Origin of the sequence: Dyadobacter sp. CY356 (assembly GCF_021440195.1) — a bacterium.
Classification (GTDB): Bacteria; Bacteroidota; Bacteroidia; order Cytophagales; family Spirosomataceae; genus Dyadobacter.
In genome coordinates, this window is the sequence record NZ_JAJTSZ010000008.1 from 1 (window position 1) to 15,976 (window position 15,976).

Sequence of the window (15,976 nt, forward strand, 5' to 3'; positions counted from 1 at the left end):
TCTTGTTGGTGACTATTGGCCTGGTGTTCACCTCTTCCCATCCCGAACAGAGAAGTTAAGCCCAGAACCGCCGATGATACTTGGGTCAAACCTGGTAAAGTAGGTAGTCGCCACAATACCATTACAAAAAAATCCCATCTTCATAAGAGATGGGATTTTTTTGTTTGTGCATAATCACAATCAACCTGAAAACGGATCACTTCAAAGATTTAAGACTATTCAAAGGGTTCAATGTGAATAAGAATAAATTCTATTTCAGGAATTTCCATCTGCAACCTATCTTTTAATTTATGTGCAAGAATATGTCCTTGTTTAACTGAAATACTGGCATCCACGGTTGCATGTAAATCGACCAGATATTTCATTCCGGATTTCCTGATCAGGCATTTTTCAGTGCCCAATATTCCTTCCACGGTTAATGAGATTCGCCTGATATCTTCTATTAAATCATCGTAAATATTTTCATCCATAATCTCGCCAAGAGCAGGGCGGAAAATTAAATAACTGTTATACAGTATAAATCCTGATGCAAATAATGCAGCCCAGTCATCAGCTGATTCGTAACCTTTTCCTAAAATAAGAGCAGTTGTAATCCCTATGAACGCAGCCACAGAGGTAATGGCATCACTTCTGTGGTGCCATGCATCTGCTTTTAAAGATGAACTATTGGTTTCGATACTTTTTTTAATTACAAGCCTGAATGAAATTTCCTTCCAGATGATAATACCTGCCAAAACAAAAAGCGTGAATGGTTTAGGCAAAGCGTGCGGGGTACGAATATTTTCTATGCTTTCATAAGCAATCACCACAGCAGAGGTAATTAAAAAACCAACAACCAGAAATGTAACTAAGGGTTCAGCGCGGCCATGACCATAAGGGTGGTTTTTATCGGCAGGCCTGTTGGAGTATTTAATACCGAAAAGCACCAGAAGCGATGAGAAAATATCACTCGTTGATTCGATTGCATCAGCTATGAGCGCATAGGAGTTACCGAAATAACCTGCAAGTCCTTTGATAACCGCCAAACATGTATTACCTATTATACTGAAATAGGTTGCATTAACTGCCTTTTCTTCATTTGTCATTGCCAAATTGAATTTCTATTATCCTTAATATATCATCTCAGTCCCTGAGGGAGTATTTTCAAACTGCACTAAGGTAAATTTACTATTTGGATAATGATTCCTTTTTTGAAAATATGTAATACTAAATTTAAGATTCACCCATAATATCCTGCGGATACAGACAACTTCTTTTTTACCTTGCAGCTTAAATTTTTAGACTTCATTTAAACATAAAAACTTCAAACTGAACAAACATGAACAATTCTAAAATAGGCTGGATTGGCCTTGGGAAAATGGGAATTCCAATGTCTGGGCAACTATTAAAAGCTGGTTTCTCCATAACAGTTTTTAACCGGAGTAAGGAAAAAGAGCAGGATTTGAAGGCGTTGGGAGCTGGCATAGCAGATACACCAGCCGATTTAATTCAGCAAACAGATTTAATCATTATCATGGTTTCGGATGACAAAGCCATCGATGCTATTTTTAAAGGAGACCAGGGAATTCTAAGTGCCGGAGCTATCAATAAAATCATTATCAATATGAGTACAGTTTCTCCTGCAATCAGTCGTGAAATTGCTGATCTGTGTAAGAAACAAGGGAATTATTATTTAGATGCACCTGTCTCGGGTAGTGTCAAACAAGCAGAAGAAGGACAACTTGTCATTATGGTCGGCGGCGATGATGAGATATTTCATAACGCTAAACCTGTTCTGGAAAAACTTGGAAAACTTACCTTACGTGTAGGCGAAAATGGTGCAGGAAATACAGCTAAACTTGCTGTCAATACTTTACTAGCATTTCACGCACAGGGGCTGGCGGAGGCGATAGTTTTTGCCAATAAAAATGGAATTTCTACCGACGATTTACTGACTATTGTCAATAACAGCGCATTAGGAAATGTATTCGGTAAAATAAAGGGAGAGGCTATCATGAATGATAATTATCAACCAGCTTTTGCATTAAAACATATTGCCAAAGATCTGCGGCTGGCAAAAGCAGAAGGATTAGATACACCTTTGGGTAAAACAGTTTTTCAAACTTTTCAAGAAGCTGAATCTGCTTTTGGAGAGCAGGACATTATCTCTGTGATTAAACAGATAAGGTAAGTAGAATAAGACAACTAAAAATAATTGAGCAACTTTTGCCACGTAAGATCAAATTATTCCCGAGTTTTCTGAATCTTACATATCCTCTTTTTTATTAAAATCTTGATTAATAATTTGAAATATGAATTTTCACAAAAGTGCAATTAAAAAATATCGCCTTGGCAAAAGGAAGGTGAGCAAGCTTGTAGATTTATCCAAATCTTAAATGTTAATTTGATATGAGGTTTAAAAATATCGTCCCGGTTCTCGGAACATTATTCTTTATCACTAATTTCTATACTCCAAAACCTTATTCTAAATTTGTTACTTTGGGATTTCTATAATTATTTTCAAACTTTCAGTATAATTCAAAATTGCAGGTAACTAGTTGAAGGTGAAACGGCAAATCTGCGCAATGTGATGTATTCATTATGGTTTTGTTTCAATGTAAGGATTTAATTTTTAGGTAGATCTTTGAGCAACAAAAAAGCGCAAACAGAATAAATCTGCCTGCGCTCTGTAAGCTTCATATTCTATAAACTAGTTATTTACCAATTTCATAGAACCTTCATTATAACGTTCACCGGTATGTGGATACCTTTCAATCAAATCATCAATCGTTTTCAGATCCTCAGCGGATAAGTTTACATCGACGGCTCCGGCATTCTCTTCCAGATATTTTCTTTTTTTCGTGCCCGGAATTGGAATGATATCTTCTCCCTGCGCCAAAACCCAGGCAAGTGCCAGTTGAGCCGGTGTACAGCCTTTGTCTGTGGCAATCTCTGCAAATCCACCAACCAGTTTTGCATTATTGTCTTCATTTTCCTTTTGATAACGAGGCAATGATTTACGGAAATCATCGTCAGCCAGGGTGCTCAGATCCAGTTTATTTGTTACAAGACCTCTGGCCAGCGGCGAATAAGGAATAAGTGAAATACCAAGCTCACGAACGGTTGATAAAATTTTGCCCTCTACGTCTCTCGTCAGTAAAGAATATTCACTTTGCAAAGCTGAAATCGGGTGAACACCATGTGCTTTGCGAATAGATTCTGCCGAAGCCTCACTTAATCCCAGATAGCGCACTTTTCCTTCTTTAACCAGTTCAGCCATGGCACCGACAGTGTCTTCAATTGGCACATTTTTATCCACCCGGTGGGCATAGTAAAGATCAATCGTATCTATTTTTAACCTTTTCAGACTTTTTTCAACCGCCACTTTTATCCATTCAGGAGAACCGTCAAAATAGGTCCCGGAGGCATTGCTCGGACCAGCAACGTCACCTTTAAATCGGAACCCGAATTTGGTGGCAATAAAGACTTTATCTCTGTTTGGTACCAGTACTTTTGATACAAGTTCTTCATTTAAACCATTGGCATACATGTCGGCAGTATCCCAGAAATTGATTCCCAAATCCAGCGCTTTATGTAATGTCGCGATACTTTCTTCGTCGTCAGTAGGGCCGTAAGCAAAGCTCATTCCCATGCAACCAAGCCCCAGGGCTGAAAGTTTTTCTTCTGTTGTCCCAAGATTTCTATATTTCATAATTCCTGATTTTTGTTGGAACAAAATTACCTGGATATATCTTCAAGGGTTTTATCATATTCAAACATATGCTTATAAAATTCAAACAGCCGGATGTCTTATTTCGCCGGGAGGAACGCCGGTGTGTTTTTTGAAGAAATTGGTAAAGTAAGCAGGATACTCGAAACCCAGACTGTAAGCTATCTCAGAAATATCCCAGTCGGTATGCTGTAATAAAGCGTGGGCCTCACGGGTAATTCTAGCAGCGATATGTTCTGTGGTAGTTTTCCCGGTAGTTTCCTTTACCGAACGGTTTAAATGGTTTACGTGCACTGAAAGATTGAGAGCATAATCATTTGCTGTTTTCATTTTCAGGGCAGCTTCGGGCGTGTCGATTGGGAATTGTCTTTCAAGAAGTTCAATAAAAAGCGAAGTGATCCTTGACGAAGCATTGATGTGTTTCTCATAATTCTCCGCGGGATTCATTTTCATGGCTTCATGAATGATCAGATGAAGGTAATTTCTTAGCAAACTATACTTATGCGTATATTCCGAAGTAATTTCCCGCATCATCTTTTTGAAAATTCCTGAGACTTCTTCCAATTGAAGGTCGTCTAAAAAGAATATAGGATTTCCACCAAGTTTAAATAATGGGGATTCCTGTAAGGATTGGTTGCGTTCATCCGGTTGAATAAATGCCTCAGTGAACAGACAAAACCAGCCTTGTTGAACCCTGGATTCCGCTTCCCAGGAATAGGGTACGACCGGGTTTGAAAAGAGTAGGGCGGGTCTGTCAATGGCGATCCACTTATCTGCATAATGCAGTTTGCCGGTGCCAATAATTAGGGATACTTTGTAAAAATCGCGGCGGCTATATGGTGTGATCAGCGTACAGGATTCTCTTGAAAAGACATTAAAATGGCCTGCGCCGGCATTGTTCATCGGCAAATCAAGTCGGTTAGCAGCAGGAACACGACTGTAAAATTCCTGAACAGTTTCTGAATTAGTCATTGTTTAAGTTATAAAAATCAAACGTTGGAGGGTAGTGAATAAGATATTTTCTAACTAACAAATTTATTACTAAATGTCAGTTTCATGTTTATTGTTCCGTAAAATGTTCTTGATTAATTATTTTACGGAAAGTTTTCTTCCAATTGATTAACTAAGGTAGCGTTAGACTTCTGAACTTTTAATGGCCTAGATCGAATAACATTTTGTTGTTAAATAAATGAATTTAATCCTTTGGATGTTGATAAAGGCCACATAGATTGCCATGTGGATCACTTAATTGTGCAGTAATTTCAGTTAAATGTTTGTCAACCTCTTCTATTATTTTTCCGCCATTACTTGGTATCAGCTCGATGGCAATATTGATATCGTCAAACACAATTGATATTGCCAATCCAACTTCTGTACTGATTTTTCTGGCTGTAACCCAGGTTCCGCTTACTTCACCGGCTCCATCGTCAGGAGCAACACGATTTTTCCATTTAAAGTGAATCTGGTAACGTGGCTGCGGGTTTTGGTTTGATTCATGGAATGGCTTTTTGCCAGAAAACTGATCAATTTAAATCTTGATATTTATCAGTTAGGACTGAGTATTCCCGGCTTCAATCTCAGTATTGAACTGATGCAGCTTTTGTGATCTTCGCCAAATTTCCCTGGCAGATTATTTTAAGTAAAGGTTATTTCTATTCTTTTATCAGGATTGCCGGGGCAATATTTTCTGCCATTGCAGCATCCGGGTGGATGATGGAAAGAGTAATGCAGCGTTAAAATTTTATAACGGAATCAATACAAAAAATTGTGCATTATGCCCCTTGGTTGGTTTTTACTTTTTGGCATTTGATTCCAGGATAAGTTGGATCAATGACGTTTTTTCAAAATTGAAATGGAAAGAAGAGATTCCGGAACCTGTTGAATTTTAGTTTTTATCTAATAGATTTCAACCCAAAAATGAATCCGGAAATTCCCGGATTCATTTTTGGGTTGAAAAAAATTGCGTTACTCAGATAGCCTGGCGAGAACGGCTGGTAATGTATTGAGTCCCCAGTGTTCAAAATATTTTCCATCACGGATTTTTACAATATCAATAACATCAATGGCAACTTCTTTTCCTGTCGGTGTTATACCAAACAACGTTCCCGTGTGGGTGCCGGTAATGGTTTTTCTGGTTGTTACCATATCATTTTCTGCAACCTGCGCATGAATGATTACTTTCAAATCAGGAAAAGCAGGTCGGAGAATGTTATTGAAAGTATGAATCATACCACCCGAACCATTATCTGCGCCTTCCCGTGCGGAATGATTGATGAAATCCTTGTCCATCAATTCGTTAAAAGTTTCCAGATTTCCTTCTTCAATAACCTCCTTATTGAACCTTAAAACAAGTTCTTTATTCTTTTCGGCAGTTTCCATTGATGTAATTTTATTTATATGTTTTAACCGCAAGGTTTATAATGAATCGTATCTTCTAAGTGATGTAATATTTAATTTAAAACATGGATTTAGGTTAAATAACATCCGCTGGGAAATTTACAGAACATTTTCTCATGGAACGGAATTTGATCTGAATTTTATAAACCAAGACACATTAAATTCTTTGACCATGAAAGATATTGAAAATATAGCCGGAGGTTTAGCCGGTGCACTGGCACTAAATATATTACACGAAAGCTACAAAAGGCTGGACAGTGAAGCGCCGCGTGTTGATCTTGTCGGGGAAGAGGCATTAACTAAAACAGTAGAAAGTGTAGGTCTGAAAGCACCCAAAGGCGAAAAGTTATTTGGCCTGACGCTGGCTGCGGATGTGATCAGCAATGCCGTATATTTCAGCGCCATTGGTGTGGGCAAGAAGAAAAATCTTTTGTTTCGGGGAGCAGGTTATGGGCTTGCAGCCGGACTGGGAGCAGTTTTACTTACAAAACCCCTGGGTTTGAATGATGCACCGGTAACTAAAACAACCAAAACAAAAATACTAACAGTCGCCTGGTATCTTGCCGGCGGACTTGTTACTGCGTTAACCATACAAGCTCTGAAAGGAAAGGTATCAGATAAAAATCTTAGAACACTACTCAATTTTTAGTACCAAAATATGAGCGTAAAGAGCAGAGGCGCATTTTTTTCCGGAACCAGCGGGTTGGTACTTCCTGTACCTAATAAAGAGTATTATCCAGCCGAATTTAAAGAAAAAAGTCGGCTGGAATATTACGCATCCCTGTTTAACAGTGTCGAAATCAATAGTTCATTCTATAAGATTCCAATGCCGTCTACGGTAACAAAGTGGGCTGGGAGTGTACCTAATAATTTCCATTTTACATTTAAATTATGGCGCGAAATAACGCATAACAAAGGGCTTGAATTTCAGGAAAATGATGTTTTTCGTTTTATTCAAACCATTAATAATGTTGGAAATAAAAAAGCATGTTTGCTGGTTCAGTTTCCGCCAAGTGTTAAAATTAATTTGTTTTCCAGATTGCAAAAGCTTCTATTAACTATTCGTGAAGCGGATACAGATGGTCTGTGGGAAATAGCAATAGAATTCAGGGAAGCATCCTGGTATCATGAGGAGGTTTATGAAATGGCCGATGAATTTGACGCATCCATCGTGATACACGACAAACCGAAATCGGCGACGCCATTGATAGAAACCCCTGAAAGTTTCAAATATCTACGATTCCATGGTCCCAGTGGAGACTATAAAGGTCATTATGAGGATGACCTGTTGAGTGATTATGCTGAAATGATTGATCAATGGAACGTTGAAGGAAAGGATGTGTATTGCTATTTTAATAACACAGCAGGCGATGCGGTCAAAAATCTGGTAAGTATTAATACTATGGTTACTAATTATACTATTTAAAAGTATTATACTAATCGTGTCTTCAACGCAGCTTTCGTTATAGCATTAAAAAATCATCATTATAATGTAAATAGACCGATTATAATATAATTAAGTTATGCTTGATATAGTATAAAGATTTCTGGTTAAAGTTTAAATAAAAACGTTGTTGAATAGCGGTATTGAAAGATGCGTTTTTATCCTGAAAAAATATTTTTGATTTGCTTGTGATTAACCATTTTTAGGTATTAATTAGCCGCAGGTATCAAAATTTAGTAAAGTATTTCATGGAACTCAACGCTAAGGAAGAATTAATTCAGTCTGAAATTCCAATACCACAAAATGAAATGGAAAGGATCATAAGCCTTTCCGAGCTGGATATGGACTTTTCCGATCCGCAAATTCAATTTAAAGATCTGGTCAAACTTGCCGCCAAAGTAGCTGGAACCAGTATTTCAATGTTGAATATGCTTGATTCGCTGACGCAATGGACAATCTCAAATTATGGATTGGATATTGACCAGATGCTGAGGCAGGATACTGTTTGTCAGTATACCATTATGACTGATGAACATTTTGAGGTGAATGATCTGAAATCGGATGAACGTTTTAAAGACAAGAATTATGTAACCGGCGAGCCAAATGTAAGTTATTACTACGGTATTCCGCTGCAAGTTTCAAAAGGCCTCAATATCGGGGTTTTGTGTATGCTTGATCAACAAAAGAGAGTCCTTGATCCTGAGAAAGTAGAGCTCCTGAAAATTATCGCCGACGAAATTGTAGGGCGACTCAGAACGCAGAAGGTGTTGGAAAGTTTAAAAAACAGACTTTTGGAATCTCATCATACGCAGCAAAAAGTTGCGCACGATATCCGCGGTCCATTGGGTGGAATTATCGGCCTGGCTTCAATCATACGTGATCAGGGTGAGGATAATCGTATGGAGGAGGTACTTGAATTTATTAACCTTATTCACAAAAGCGGTAACTCCATTTTAGATCTGGCCGAAGAGATTTTAAGTGCCCACAAGCCCCAGAAAAAAAATGCAGGGGCGGTAAGTTCTGTAAATGATTTCAATTTATTGATTTTTAAAGATAAGCTTGAAAAACTTTATAAACCGCAGGCTGTTAATAAAGACATACGTTTTAAAGTATTAACAACCTCAGATACTGAATCTGTACCTTTTTCTAAAAATAAACTGCTGCAAATCGCAGGGAATCTTATCTCCAACGCGATGAAGTTCACGCCTGTGGGGGGAGAAGTTACGGTGAAACTTGATCTGTTGATAAACGACTTATCTACAACGTTGGTCATCGAAGTAAAAGATAGCGGAATAGGACTTGATCAGAATGGCATTGATTCAATTTTGGCCGGCACATCGGGAACGACGGATGGAACGGGGGGAGAACATGGTTACGGTTTTGGGCTGGCCCTGGTGAAACATCTGATCGAAAGTTTGAAAGGCAAGCTTTCCATAACCTCTGGCATAGGGGAAGGTGCAGTATTTCGTGTAGAATTACCCCAAAATTAAACAAAGGGTGCCCCGTTTGGGATCACCCTTTGACACGTATTTAATTTAGGTTATTCATTTTAATTGACTGTTAACCAGAGTGCTTCCTTGTGGGCCAACACGGGTATTTTTTCTTTATAATTACTCTTTGGTGTGAAAATCTCGTCTGTTAAAATTAGTGATGAAAATGTAGCCCCTCTGATGGATCGAAACTCATGATAAGAGGAAAGTGAACCCGTTTTCCAGCCTTCATGATTGTCACCTGCCTTGAAAAAAGTTTCCATCAAACAAAAGAAGACATATCCCTCCGGTGTTTCCCTTATAGCATAAATATAGTAATCGTCCCTGCTGCTGCTATTTTCGTAGCGAATTATTTTTTTCTTATTCATTGCTTCTGAGAATAAACCATAATATTCCTCGTTTGTCATTCCAAATGGTTTTCGTTGAACATCGAACAATTTAGAATAACTTACGCTTCAAAAGACCTGATAGATTTGTCACACTTAAATTAAATTCTTCTATCTAAAATACTTTGGCTTTTTTGACACAGAAAGCGTCCGGAAACCGTATAGATTTTAGGATGCCATGCAAACAAAACTGATTATCCCGCCATTCCGGGGGTTTGGATTGAGTTGGATATTTTGTGGCATGATTATTAATGTTTTAATACTGGTAGGGATAATAGGTTAAAAGATTAGATCTACGTTTATTGCTGAACGTTAAATATCAGTCTAAAAAAATGCTATTTTGAAAAAATTTATTTTCAGCTAACTGATTGACGCGTTGTGTGAAAAATATTACTTTCGAATTTTATTTTTAAAGCGCAGATAAACAATAAAAATATTTCATAAAAGTTTTGGTATTATTTAAAAGTCAGAATGTTAAATCTTGGAATTTTCAAGCGGCGTTGTTTTTACAGGTGAGAAGATGGACGAAGGGTTGAAAGAAAAAAATAGCGATAGGTGCGTAATTACGATGGAATTACCCGTTTTGAAAATCAAGTTTGGGAACAGTAGATTTTAAGTTCCACCATGTTTCAAGATAGTCAGTAAAATTATGGATTGTAAATTTTTTAAATAGAATAACTCAATGGCATTTTTGGATCACGTATTACAACCTCCTTCTTATGGATGGAAGGACAATGAAGGCAATTTAGTTAAACCGGGCGCCGGTCAGATTTTTAAAGAATTTTTTACAAGACTTAATGTATTTGCTGATAGAAAAAACTGGCTGCCGTTTTTCAGCTGGCTAAAAGTTTTCTGCCTGATACCTTTCTTTTTTCTTTTTCTTTTCAAATTTCTGAGCTGGCCTCTTTTCATTGCTGCGTTTTTGTACAGCATGATCATTATGGGGACACACGGTACCATCTGGCATCACAGATATTGCACGCATGGAGCCTATAAGTTTAAAAATAAATTTTGGCGGTTTTTTACACAAAACCTGACAATCAACGTGATACCGGAAGAAATCTATGTTGTTTCTCATCACGTACATCACGCAAAATCAGACCAGCCCGGCGACCCATATAATGCCGAAGCGGGGTTTCTATATTGTTTTCTTGCCGATGTAAATCATCAGCCCATTGCAAAGGATTTAAGTGAAGCAGATTATGATCGAGTAAAATCGTTGATGAAACATACGGGTGTCACTGGAAATACATATGCCCAATATTTAAAATGGGGCTCTTATGTGAATCCGGGAAGTGCCGTACTATCCTGGATACTTAACTGGGCATTCTGGTATACTGCATTTTATTTAATAGGCGGACACGCGCTGGCCTGTACGCTATTTGGTGCCGCAGGTTTTTGGGCCGTTGGTGTGCGAACTTTCAATTATGAAGGCCATGGCAAAGGTGAAGACAAGCAGCAGGAAGGTGTTGATTACAATTCCAAAGACAAATCAATCAATCAGATTTGGCCTGGGTTAGTTGCCGGCGAATGGCATAATAACCACCACCTTTTTCCAAAAAGTGCACGAAGCGGTTTCAAACCACATCAGATTGATATGGCTTTTTATTATATCAAATTCATGAATATCATTGGTGCAGTGAGTTCGTACACAGATTCTAAAAAGCAGTTTGAACAGCAGTATCATTTGCCATATCTGGCGAAGAAAAACAGGGTTACACCAATTGAGCAAAAGGTGGAAGTTGAATAGAAATTATTTCAAAGTGATAATTATAAAAATGAAGAATGCGGTTATGCATTCTTCATTTTTTGTTCTATGAAGTCTTTGTGACGTTTTAGTTCTTCGTTGACCAGGGTGTTGATCTCTTCTTGGGTTAGTTGGTCGTTGTATGTTTTTTCGAGTTTTTTTGTCTTATTTAAATCAACAATTATATAAGAGTTTTTGTGAAGAAAAATATCGAAATGAGAGTTATAACCAAAACTACCAACACCAGAATTAATAAAATTGTTATAATGGTAATGTATTCCAAATGAGACGGTGTCTGGGGATATGCTATTTCCGATAGTTGGTAAAGCGTGATCTAAATTCTGAAAGGAAATGTTATCAATTTTAACAAAATAATCAGTCCTTAGATAAAACCTATTAAATTTTTCAAAACCTCCAATAAGCTTATAAAAAAAGGGAACAATCGATTGATCATACAAGTCATGAATCAACTCAACCGTCTTCTCCACCTCCTGATTCCCTTTATTCAACCTAGCTTCCAAAATCGTCAGTTCTTTATCCAAATCATCCGGCTCTTCAATGCTTTCTCCTTTCGCGCCACGAATCATGATTTCAAGAGAATTGCTCAAATTATCCGCGATGTAATTGACAAAGGCTTCAATTATACCACTATCAGCCTGCCTTAAAGCAAAAAAATATTTATTCTTTTCATCAGTTTTTATAATTACTGGTGGAAAATGAAATTGCATAAGAATAAAATTCATTAGGATTCTGGCAGTTCGTCCATTCCCATCGTCAAAAGGATGAATTCGGATAAAGCGATAATGAAATTCTGCTGCTATTAAAATTGGATTGATATTAGTGCCATTAATTTTATTACGATACCAATCGATCAATTCGCCCATCATGGCCGGCGTTTCTTCTGGTGAGGCGAAACGGAAGATTTCACCTGTACTTGTCAAAACATGATTTGGTTGACTTTTATATTTACCAATTTCAACACGTTTTGTTGTTGGCAAACCTTCAGCTGTAATGGCAGTAACCGTGTAAGATTTCTTTAATAATAGCGAATGGATTTCACGAATGAATGCTTCCGCCAACGGATATTCTCCTTTGACAATATCAAGAACCCATTCAATTGCTTCATTATGTCCTTCTATTTCAAGATGATCTTTCAAAGGCTTTCCTTGCGCAGTCAGACCAAAAAGAATAAGTGCTTTGGTTTCTCCATAGGTAAGCGAATTGCCTTCCAGATTGTTGGAATGATAGTTCCAGTCAAGCCGAAATTTCTGCATGATTTTTAATTCCTGCGCTGCACTGATTGGTCTTAAAGAATCAAGTTCTTCCTTCAGTTGCAAAGCTCTTTCTATTGATCCCATCCGCAATACTATGTTTTATGTAAAGCTATTTAATCATAGCAGATAAAATAATAAATACCGGATAATTATTGGGTGTCTGTATTAAGAATTTGAAAAGGAGTGCAGATCTTTAACGACCAAATTAATAATGAAACAAATTTTCGGAAGCTTTCAAAAATTCAGCCACGAATACAGGAATTTTACCAAGTTACATCAGTGAAAAATTCGTGCATTCGTGGCTACCAGGAATAGCTAAAATCTAATCTATTCAGATTTTAAAGACTTTACCGGATTCATCAAAGCAGCTTTAATACTTTGAAAACTTACAGTGAACATGGCCACACTAACGGCAATTCCACCGGCAAGCATAAATATGCCCCACGATAAATCAATGTGATAGACAAAATCTTGCAGCCATTTGTCCATGACATACCAGGCCAGTGGAGAAGCCAGTACAATTGAAACCAGAATTAATTTGATAAAATCTTTTGAAAGTAAGGCGATAACGCTGGCGACATTTGCACCAAGAACCTTCCTGATACCGATTTCTTTAGTACGTTGTTCAGCTGTAAATGCAGCCAGACCCAATAGTCCCAGACAGGAAATAACGATGGCCAGTATTCCAAAATATTTGATCAGTGTATTAACGATCATCTCTGAACGATACATTTTTTCATAATCTTCATCCAGAAAGTGGTATGTGAAAGGATAATCCGGATTAAATGCGCGGGTTATTTTTTCCACATAAGCTATCGCTTCTTTTGTTTTTCCGGGTTGCGTTTTGATCATCATGTATTCTGTATTCAGACCTTTATAATTGACAAGGATCAGCGGCTGAATGGCCTGATGGAAAGAGCTGAGATGGAAATCTTTCATCACGCCGACGATGGTTCCTTTTCCCATCCAGAATTTCACCTGTTTCCCGACAGGATCTTTCATTTTCATCATTTTAACTGCCGCCTCGTTGACGATATAATTTGCCGTATCCGCAGCGAAATCTTTGGAGAAATCGCGGCCGTCAAGCATCTCAATATTCATCGTTTTGGCAAAATCATAACCCACAAAAGTTGCACTCACCGTATTGACCAAATCTTTATCACGACCATCCCAGTCCAGATCACCGGAATTACCCTGAATATTGGTGGGCATAGCACCTGTTGTGGTAGCAGAAGCTACGAAAGGGGAGTTCATGATTTCCTGGCGGAAAACTTCAAGTTTGTTGATTAAATTACCTTCCAGGGTAATGTAGAGTACGTTTTCCTTGTTCAAACCAAGTCGCTTGGTTTGGATATATTTCATCTGACGGCCAATAACCAGCATGCCTATGATCAGGAAAATTGAAAGCCCGAATTGGAAAACGACCAGCCCTTTTCTAAGAAAAGCACCTTTGTTTGTAAATGTCAGTCTGCCCTTTAAAATCCGGATCGGCTGCAAAGAGGAAAGATATAGCGCAGGATAACTGCCGGCAACCATTCCGGTAACCAATACCAGCGAAATGATGGAAAGCCATAAAACGGGGTCCAGTGCTTTTAAACTAATCTGTTTTTGAACAACTTCATTAAATGCGGGCAACAAGCCGATTACGAATATCATTGCCAAAAATGCAGCAAGTCCGCTCACGATTAATGATTCGCCTAAAAACTGCATGACCAAAAATTTCCGTTCCGCACCAACCACTTTTCTCACACCAACTTCCTTGGCCCTTTTGACAGAGCGCGCGGTAGACAAGTTCATGAAATTGACGCAAGCGATCAATAATATGAAAATGGCGACAATGGAAAACACACGAACATATTCTATACGGCCTCCGGTAGGTTTCAGGTTTTCATATTCTCCATGAAGGTAAAGATCTTTTAGGCCCTGAAGTATTGGGAAACTTGCAAACTGTGGTGGTGTATTTTTCTTTATTACTTTTTTAATGATCGCATCAGCGTGGACAGGATCAGCTTGTGGATTGAGACGCACAAAGGTTTTGAAACTAAAATTGCCCCATGTTTTCATCCAATCCTGTTCCTGAACTTTAAAATTGATAACCCAGTCAAGTTGTACGGATGCGTTTTGAGGTATATCTTCAAAAACGGCACTGACAGTATAATCCGATGAATTATCCAGTTTTAAGGTCTTGCCGACTGCATTTGAACTGCCAAAATATTTTTCCGCCAATTTACGGGAAATGGCAATAGAAGTTGGCTGATCAATCGCAGTATTCGCATTTCCCGCTACAAACGGTGTTTGAAATACTTTAAAGAAATCCTGCGTCGCATAAATCCCGTTTTCCTTTGTTGATTTTTCCCCGGCCTTCACCAGCAAATCTCTGTTCCAGGTAATTTTTGTCAGAGCAGCCACTTCGGGTACTTCTTTTTGGATCGCTTCCGACCAGGGGCCAGGTGTTGCTTCTCCAACATTTTTTTCGCCATTCCAGTCCGAGGCTGACCGTACAAGATAAATTTGTTCGAGATCAGGATAGAAACTGTTGTAAGAAATTTCATCCCGCACCCAAAGCCATATCAGCATACTGCATGACATGCCCAGTGCCAGACCAAAAATATTGATAAACGAAAAAAGTTTATTTTTCAATAAACTACGGATCGCAATTTTAAAGTAGTTTTTAAACATGGCCGGAAGTTTAAAATATTGATATTCAGGTTTAGTATGAAATGTGCAGCACAAATTATGTACCAATAATCACAATGCATTTTGTAGTCTGTAAATCAGTTGCTTACAAAAGTTTAACGTATTTATAATGTTCGTTATCGGACAGTATATCAACGTAACTGAACATTACAATCGGCCGTATTTTACCGTTAATCGGAACGTTTCTCAATCTGAAAATGCTGTAAAATATGTACCTTTCCTTTGACATTCACTAGAAGGTACCGCAGGCATGTTATCTGTATTTAAAAAATATATCACCGAAAAAGCAAATATATCAGAAGCCGACTGGGAGGTTATAGCTTCTGTATGTATTATCAGGAAGTTAAGGAAACAACAATTTTTGCTGCAACAAGGTGAAGTTTGGCGACACAATGTATTTGTAATTGAAGGGTGTTTAAGAAGATATAGTGTTGATGACAAAGGAATTGAACATGTAATTCAGTTTAGTACCGAAAATTGGTGGGCAGGTGACAGGCAAAGCTTATTGAATGAAACGCCTTCAAAATATAATATCGATGCCATTGAAAATTCGGTTATAATTTTGATAAGAAAGGAAGATTTTGACATGCTTTGCGCAAAGATACCTGCCTTTAATGAGCTTATCAACAAGATATTACAAGGAGGATTTAACGCCTCACAAGAAAGAATTAATACCATGATAAGTATGACTGCGGAACAGAAATATCTTAATTTTCTGACTACATTTCCTGGTCTGGCCAACCGTGTTCCGCGCCATATGATCGCCTCGTATCTGGGTATCACACCCGAGACGCTAAGCAGAATTAAAAAGCAGTTAATGCATAAATGACCT

15 protein-coding genes and 1 rRNA gene are annotated in these 15,976 nt (G+C 38.0%); 9 read left to right on the forward strand and 7 right to left on the reverse strand.

Annotated elements, in window-relative coordinates; genetic code table 11:
• The first annotated feature begins 4 nt into the window (after window positions 1–4).
• Window positions 5–116: ribosomal RNA gene (rrf, locus tag LXL81_RS22340) — 5S ribosomal RNA — on the forward strand.
• Window positions 117–215: 99 nt separating this feature from the next.
• Here the strand turns inward: rrf and LXL81_RS22345 are convergent.
• On the reverse strand, window positions 216–1,085 hold the full coding sequence (locus LXL81_RS22345; RefSeq protein ID WP_234649007.1) for a cation diffusion facilitator family transporter: 870 nt from the start codon (window positions 1,083–1,085) through the stop codon (window positions 216–218).
• A gap of 233 nt (window positions 1,086–1,318) precedes the next feature.
• Here LXL81_RS22345 and LXL81_RS22350 point away from each other — a divergent pair, with 233 nt between their 5' ends.
• A complete protein-coding gene (locus LXL81_RS22350) occupies window positions 1,319–2,170 on the forward strand; it encodes an NAD(P)-dependent oxidoreductase (protein ID WP_234649009.1) in 852 nt (283 codons plus the stop codon).
• A gap of 519 nt (window positions 2,171–2,689) precedes the next feature.
• Here the strand turns inward: LXL81_RS22350 and LXL81_RS22355 are convergent.
• Both LXL81_RS22355 and LXL81_RS22360 read right to left on the reverse strand, forming a co-directional pair.
• Window positions 2,690–3,691, reverse strand: a complete 1,002-nt coding sequence (locus tag LXL81_RS22355; RefSeq protein ID WP_234649012.1) for an aldo/keto reductase — start codon at window positions 3,689–3,691, stop codon at window positions 2,690–2,692.
• Between the two features lie 81 nt (window positions 3,692–3,772).
• Window positions 3,773–4,681 (reverse strand): AraC family transcriptional regulator, encoded by a 909-nt coding sequence (locus tag LXL81_RS22360; protein WP_234649014.1) that lies wholly within the window; start codon window positions 4,679–4,681, stop codon window positions 3,773–3,775.
• 302 nt (window positions 4,682–4,983) lie between these two features.
• Here LXL81_RS22360 and LXL81_RS22365 point away from each other — a divergent pair, with 302 nt between their 5' ends.
• Both LXL81_RS22365 and LXL81_RS29080 read left to right on the forward strand, forming a co-directional pair.
• Window positions 4,984–5,169, forward strand: coding sequence for a hypothetical protein (locus LXL81_RS22365; RefSeq protein ID WP_234649016.1), 186 nt, complete (start codon window positions 4,984–4,986; stop codon window positions 5,167–5,169).
• A gap of 142 nt (window positions 5,170–5,311) precedes the next feature.
• Window positions 5,312–5,446 (forward strand): hypothetical protein, encoded by a 135-nt coding sequence (locus tag LXL81_RS29080; RefSeq protein WP_255713867.1) that lies wholly within the window; start codon window positions 5,312–5,314, stop codon window positions 5,444–5,446.
• A gap of 228 nt (window positions 5,447–5,674) precedes the next feature.
• Here the strand turns inward: LXL81_RS29080 and LXL81_RS22370 are convergent, their stop codons facing one another.
• On the reverse strand, window positions 5,675–6,088 hold the full coding sequence (locus tag LXL81_RS22370) for an ester cyclase (protein WP_234649017.1): 414 nt from the start codon (window positions 6,086–6,088) through the stop codon (window positions 5,675–5,677).
• A 190-nt stretch (window positions 6,089–6,278) separates the two neighbouring features.
• Here LXL81_RS22370 and LXL81_RS22375 point away from each other — a divergent pair, with 190 nt between their 5' ends.
• The 3 genes from LXL81_RS22375 to LXL81_RS22385 all read left to right on the forward strand — a co-directional run bounded on the left by LXL81_RS22375 (window position 6,279) and on the right by LXL81_RS22385 (window position 9,040).
• A complete protein-coding gene (locus LXL81_RS22375) occupies window positions 6,279–6,755 on the forward strand; it encodes a hypothetical protein (protein ID WP_234649019.1) in 477 nt (158 codons plus the stop codon).
• A gap of 9 nt (window positions 6,756–6,764) precedes the next feature.
• The gene (locus LXL81_RS22380) at window positions 6,765–7,532 is read left to right on the forward strand and encodes a DUF72 domain-containing protein (protein WP_234649021.1); all 768 of its coding nucleotides are present in this window, start codon (window positions 6,765–6,767) and stop codon (window positions 7,530–7,532) included.
• A gap of 266 nt (window positions 7,533–7,798) precedes the next feature.
• Window positions 7,799–9,040 (forward strand): GAF domain-containing sensor histidine kinase, encoded by a 1,242-nt coding sequence (locus LXL81_RS22385; protein WP_234649023.1) that lies wholly within the window; start codon window positions 7,799–7,801, stop codon window positions 9,038–9,040.
• A 59-nt stretch (window positions 9,041–9,099) separates the two neighbouring features.
• Here the strand turns inward: LXL81_RS22385 and LXL81_RS22390 are convergent, their stop codons facing one another.
• On the reverse strand, window positions 9,100–9,447 hold the full coding sequence (locus LXL81_RS22390; protein WP_234649025.1) for a hypothetical protein: 348 nt from the start codon (window positions 9,445–9,447) through the stop codon (window positions 9,100–9,102).
• A gap of 661 nt (window positions 9,448–10,108) precedes the next feature.
• Here LXL81_RS22390 and LXL81_RS22395 point away from each other — a divergent pair.
• Window positions 10,109–11,176: a fatty acid desaturase gene (locus tag LXL81_RS22395; RefSeq protein WP_234649027.1), complete on the forward strand. Its 1,068-nt coding sequence runs from the start codon at window positions 10,109–10,111 to the stop codon at window positions 11,174–11,176.
• 41 nt (window positions 11,177–11,217) lie between these two features.
• Here the strand turns inward: LXL81_RS22395 and LXL81_RS22400 are convergent, their stop codons facing one another.
• Complete coding sequence (locus LXL81_RS22400) at window positions 11,218–12,531, reverse strand: Fic family protein (RefSeq protein WP_234649029.1); 1,314 nt, start codon at window positions 12,529–12,531, stop codon at window positions 11,218–11,220.
• A gap of 243 nt (window positions 12,532–12,774) precedes the next feature.
• The gene (locus LXL81_RS22405; protein ID WP_234649031.1) at window positions 12,775–15,126 is read right to left on the reverse strand and encodes an ABC transporter permease; all 2,352 of its coding nucleotides are present in this window, start codon (window positions 15,124–15,126) and stop codon (window positions 12,775–12,777) included.
• A gap of 268 nt (window positions 15,127–15,394) precedes the next feature.
• Here LXL81_RS22405 and LXL81_RS22410 point away from each other — a divergent pair, with 268 nt between their 5' ends.
• The gene (locus LXL81_RS22410) at window positions 15,395–15,973 is read left to right on the forward strand and encodes a Crp/Fnr family transcriptional regulator (RefSeq protein WP_234649033.1); all 579 of its coding nucleotides are present in this window, start codon (window positions 15,395–15,397) and stop codon (window positions 15,971–15,973) included.
• Window positions 15,974–15,976 lie beyond the last annotated feature (3 nt).

What these genes read in the sequence shown, in the direction of transcription:
- LXL81_RS22345 (WP_234649007.1), bottom strand. Translation starts at nt 1,085, where the DNA reads ATGACAAATGAAGAAAAGGCAGTTAATGCAACCTATTTCAGTATAATA.
- LXL81_RS22350 (WP_234649009.1), top strand. Translation starts at nt 1,319, where the DNA reads ATGAACAATTCTAAAATAGGCTGGATTGGCCTTGGGAAAATGGGAATT.
- LXL81_RS22355 (WP_234649012.1), bottom strand. Translation starts at nt 3,691, where the DNA reads ATGAAATATAGAAATCTTGGGACAACAGAAGAAAAACTTTCAGCCCTG.
- LXL81_RS22360 (WP_234649014.1), bottom strand. Translation starts at nt 4,681, where the DNA reads ATGACTAATTCAGAAACTGTTCAGGAATTTTACAGTCGTGTTCCTGCT.
- LXL81_RS22370 (WP_234649017.1), bottom strand. Translation starts at nt 6,088, where the DNA reads ATGGAAACTGCCGAAAAGAATAAAGAACTTGTTTTAAGGTTCAATAAG.
- LXL81_RS22375 (WP_234649019.1), top strand. Translation starts at nt 6,279, where the DNA reads ATGAAAGATATTGAAAATATAGCCGGAGGTTTAGCCGGTGCACTGGCA.
- LXL81_RS22380 (WP_234649021.1), top strand. Translation starts at nt 6,765, where the DNA reads ATGAGCGTAAAGAGCAGAGGCGCATTTTTTTCCGGAACCAGCGGGTTG.
- LXL81_RS22385 (WP_234649023.1), top strand. Translation starts at nt 7,799, where the DNA reads ATGGAACTCAACGCTAAGGAAGAATTAATTCAGTCTGAAATTCCAATA.
- LXL81_RS22390 (WP_234649025.1), bottom strand. Translation starts at nt 9,447, where the DNA reads ATGACAAACGAGGAATATTATGGTTTATTCTCAGAAGCAATGAATAAG.
- LXL81_RS22395 (WP_234649027.1), top strand. Translation starts at nt 10,109, where the DNA reads ATGGCATTTTTGGATCACGTATTACAACCTCCTTCTTATGGATGGAAG.
- LXL81_RS22400 (WP_234649029.1), bottom strand. Translation starts at nt 12,531, where the DNA reads ATGGGATCAATAGAAAGAGCTTTGCAACTGAAGGAAGAACTTGATTCT.
- LXL81_RS22405 (WP_234649031.1), bottom strand. Translation starts at nt 15,126, where the DNA reads ATGTTTAAAAACTACTTTAAAATTGCGATCCGTAGTTTATTGAAAAAT.
- LXL81_RS22410 (WP_234649033.1), top strand. Translation starts at nt 15,395, where the DNA reads ATGTTATCTGTATTTAAAAAATATATCACCGAAAAAGCAAATATATCA.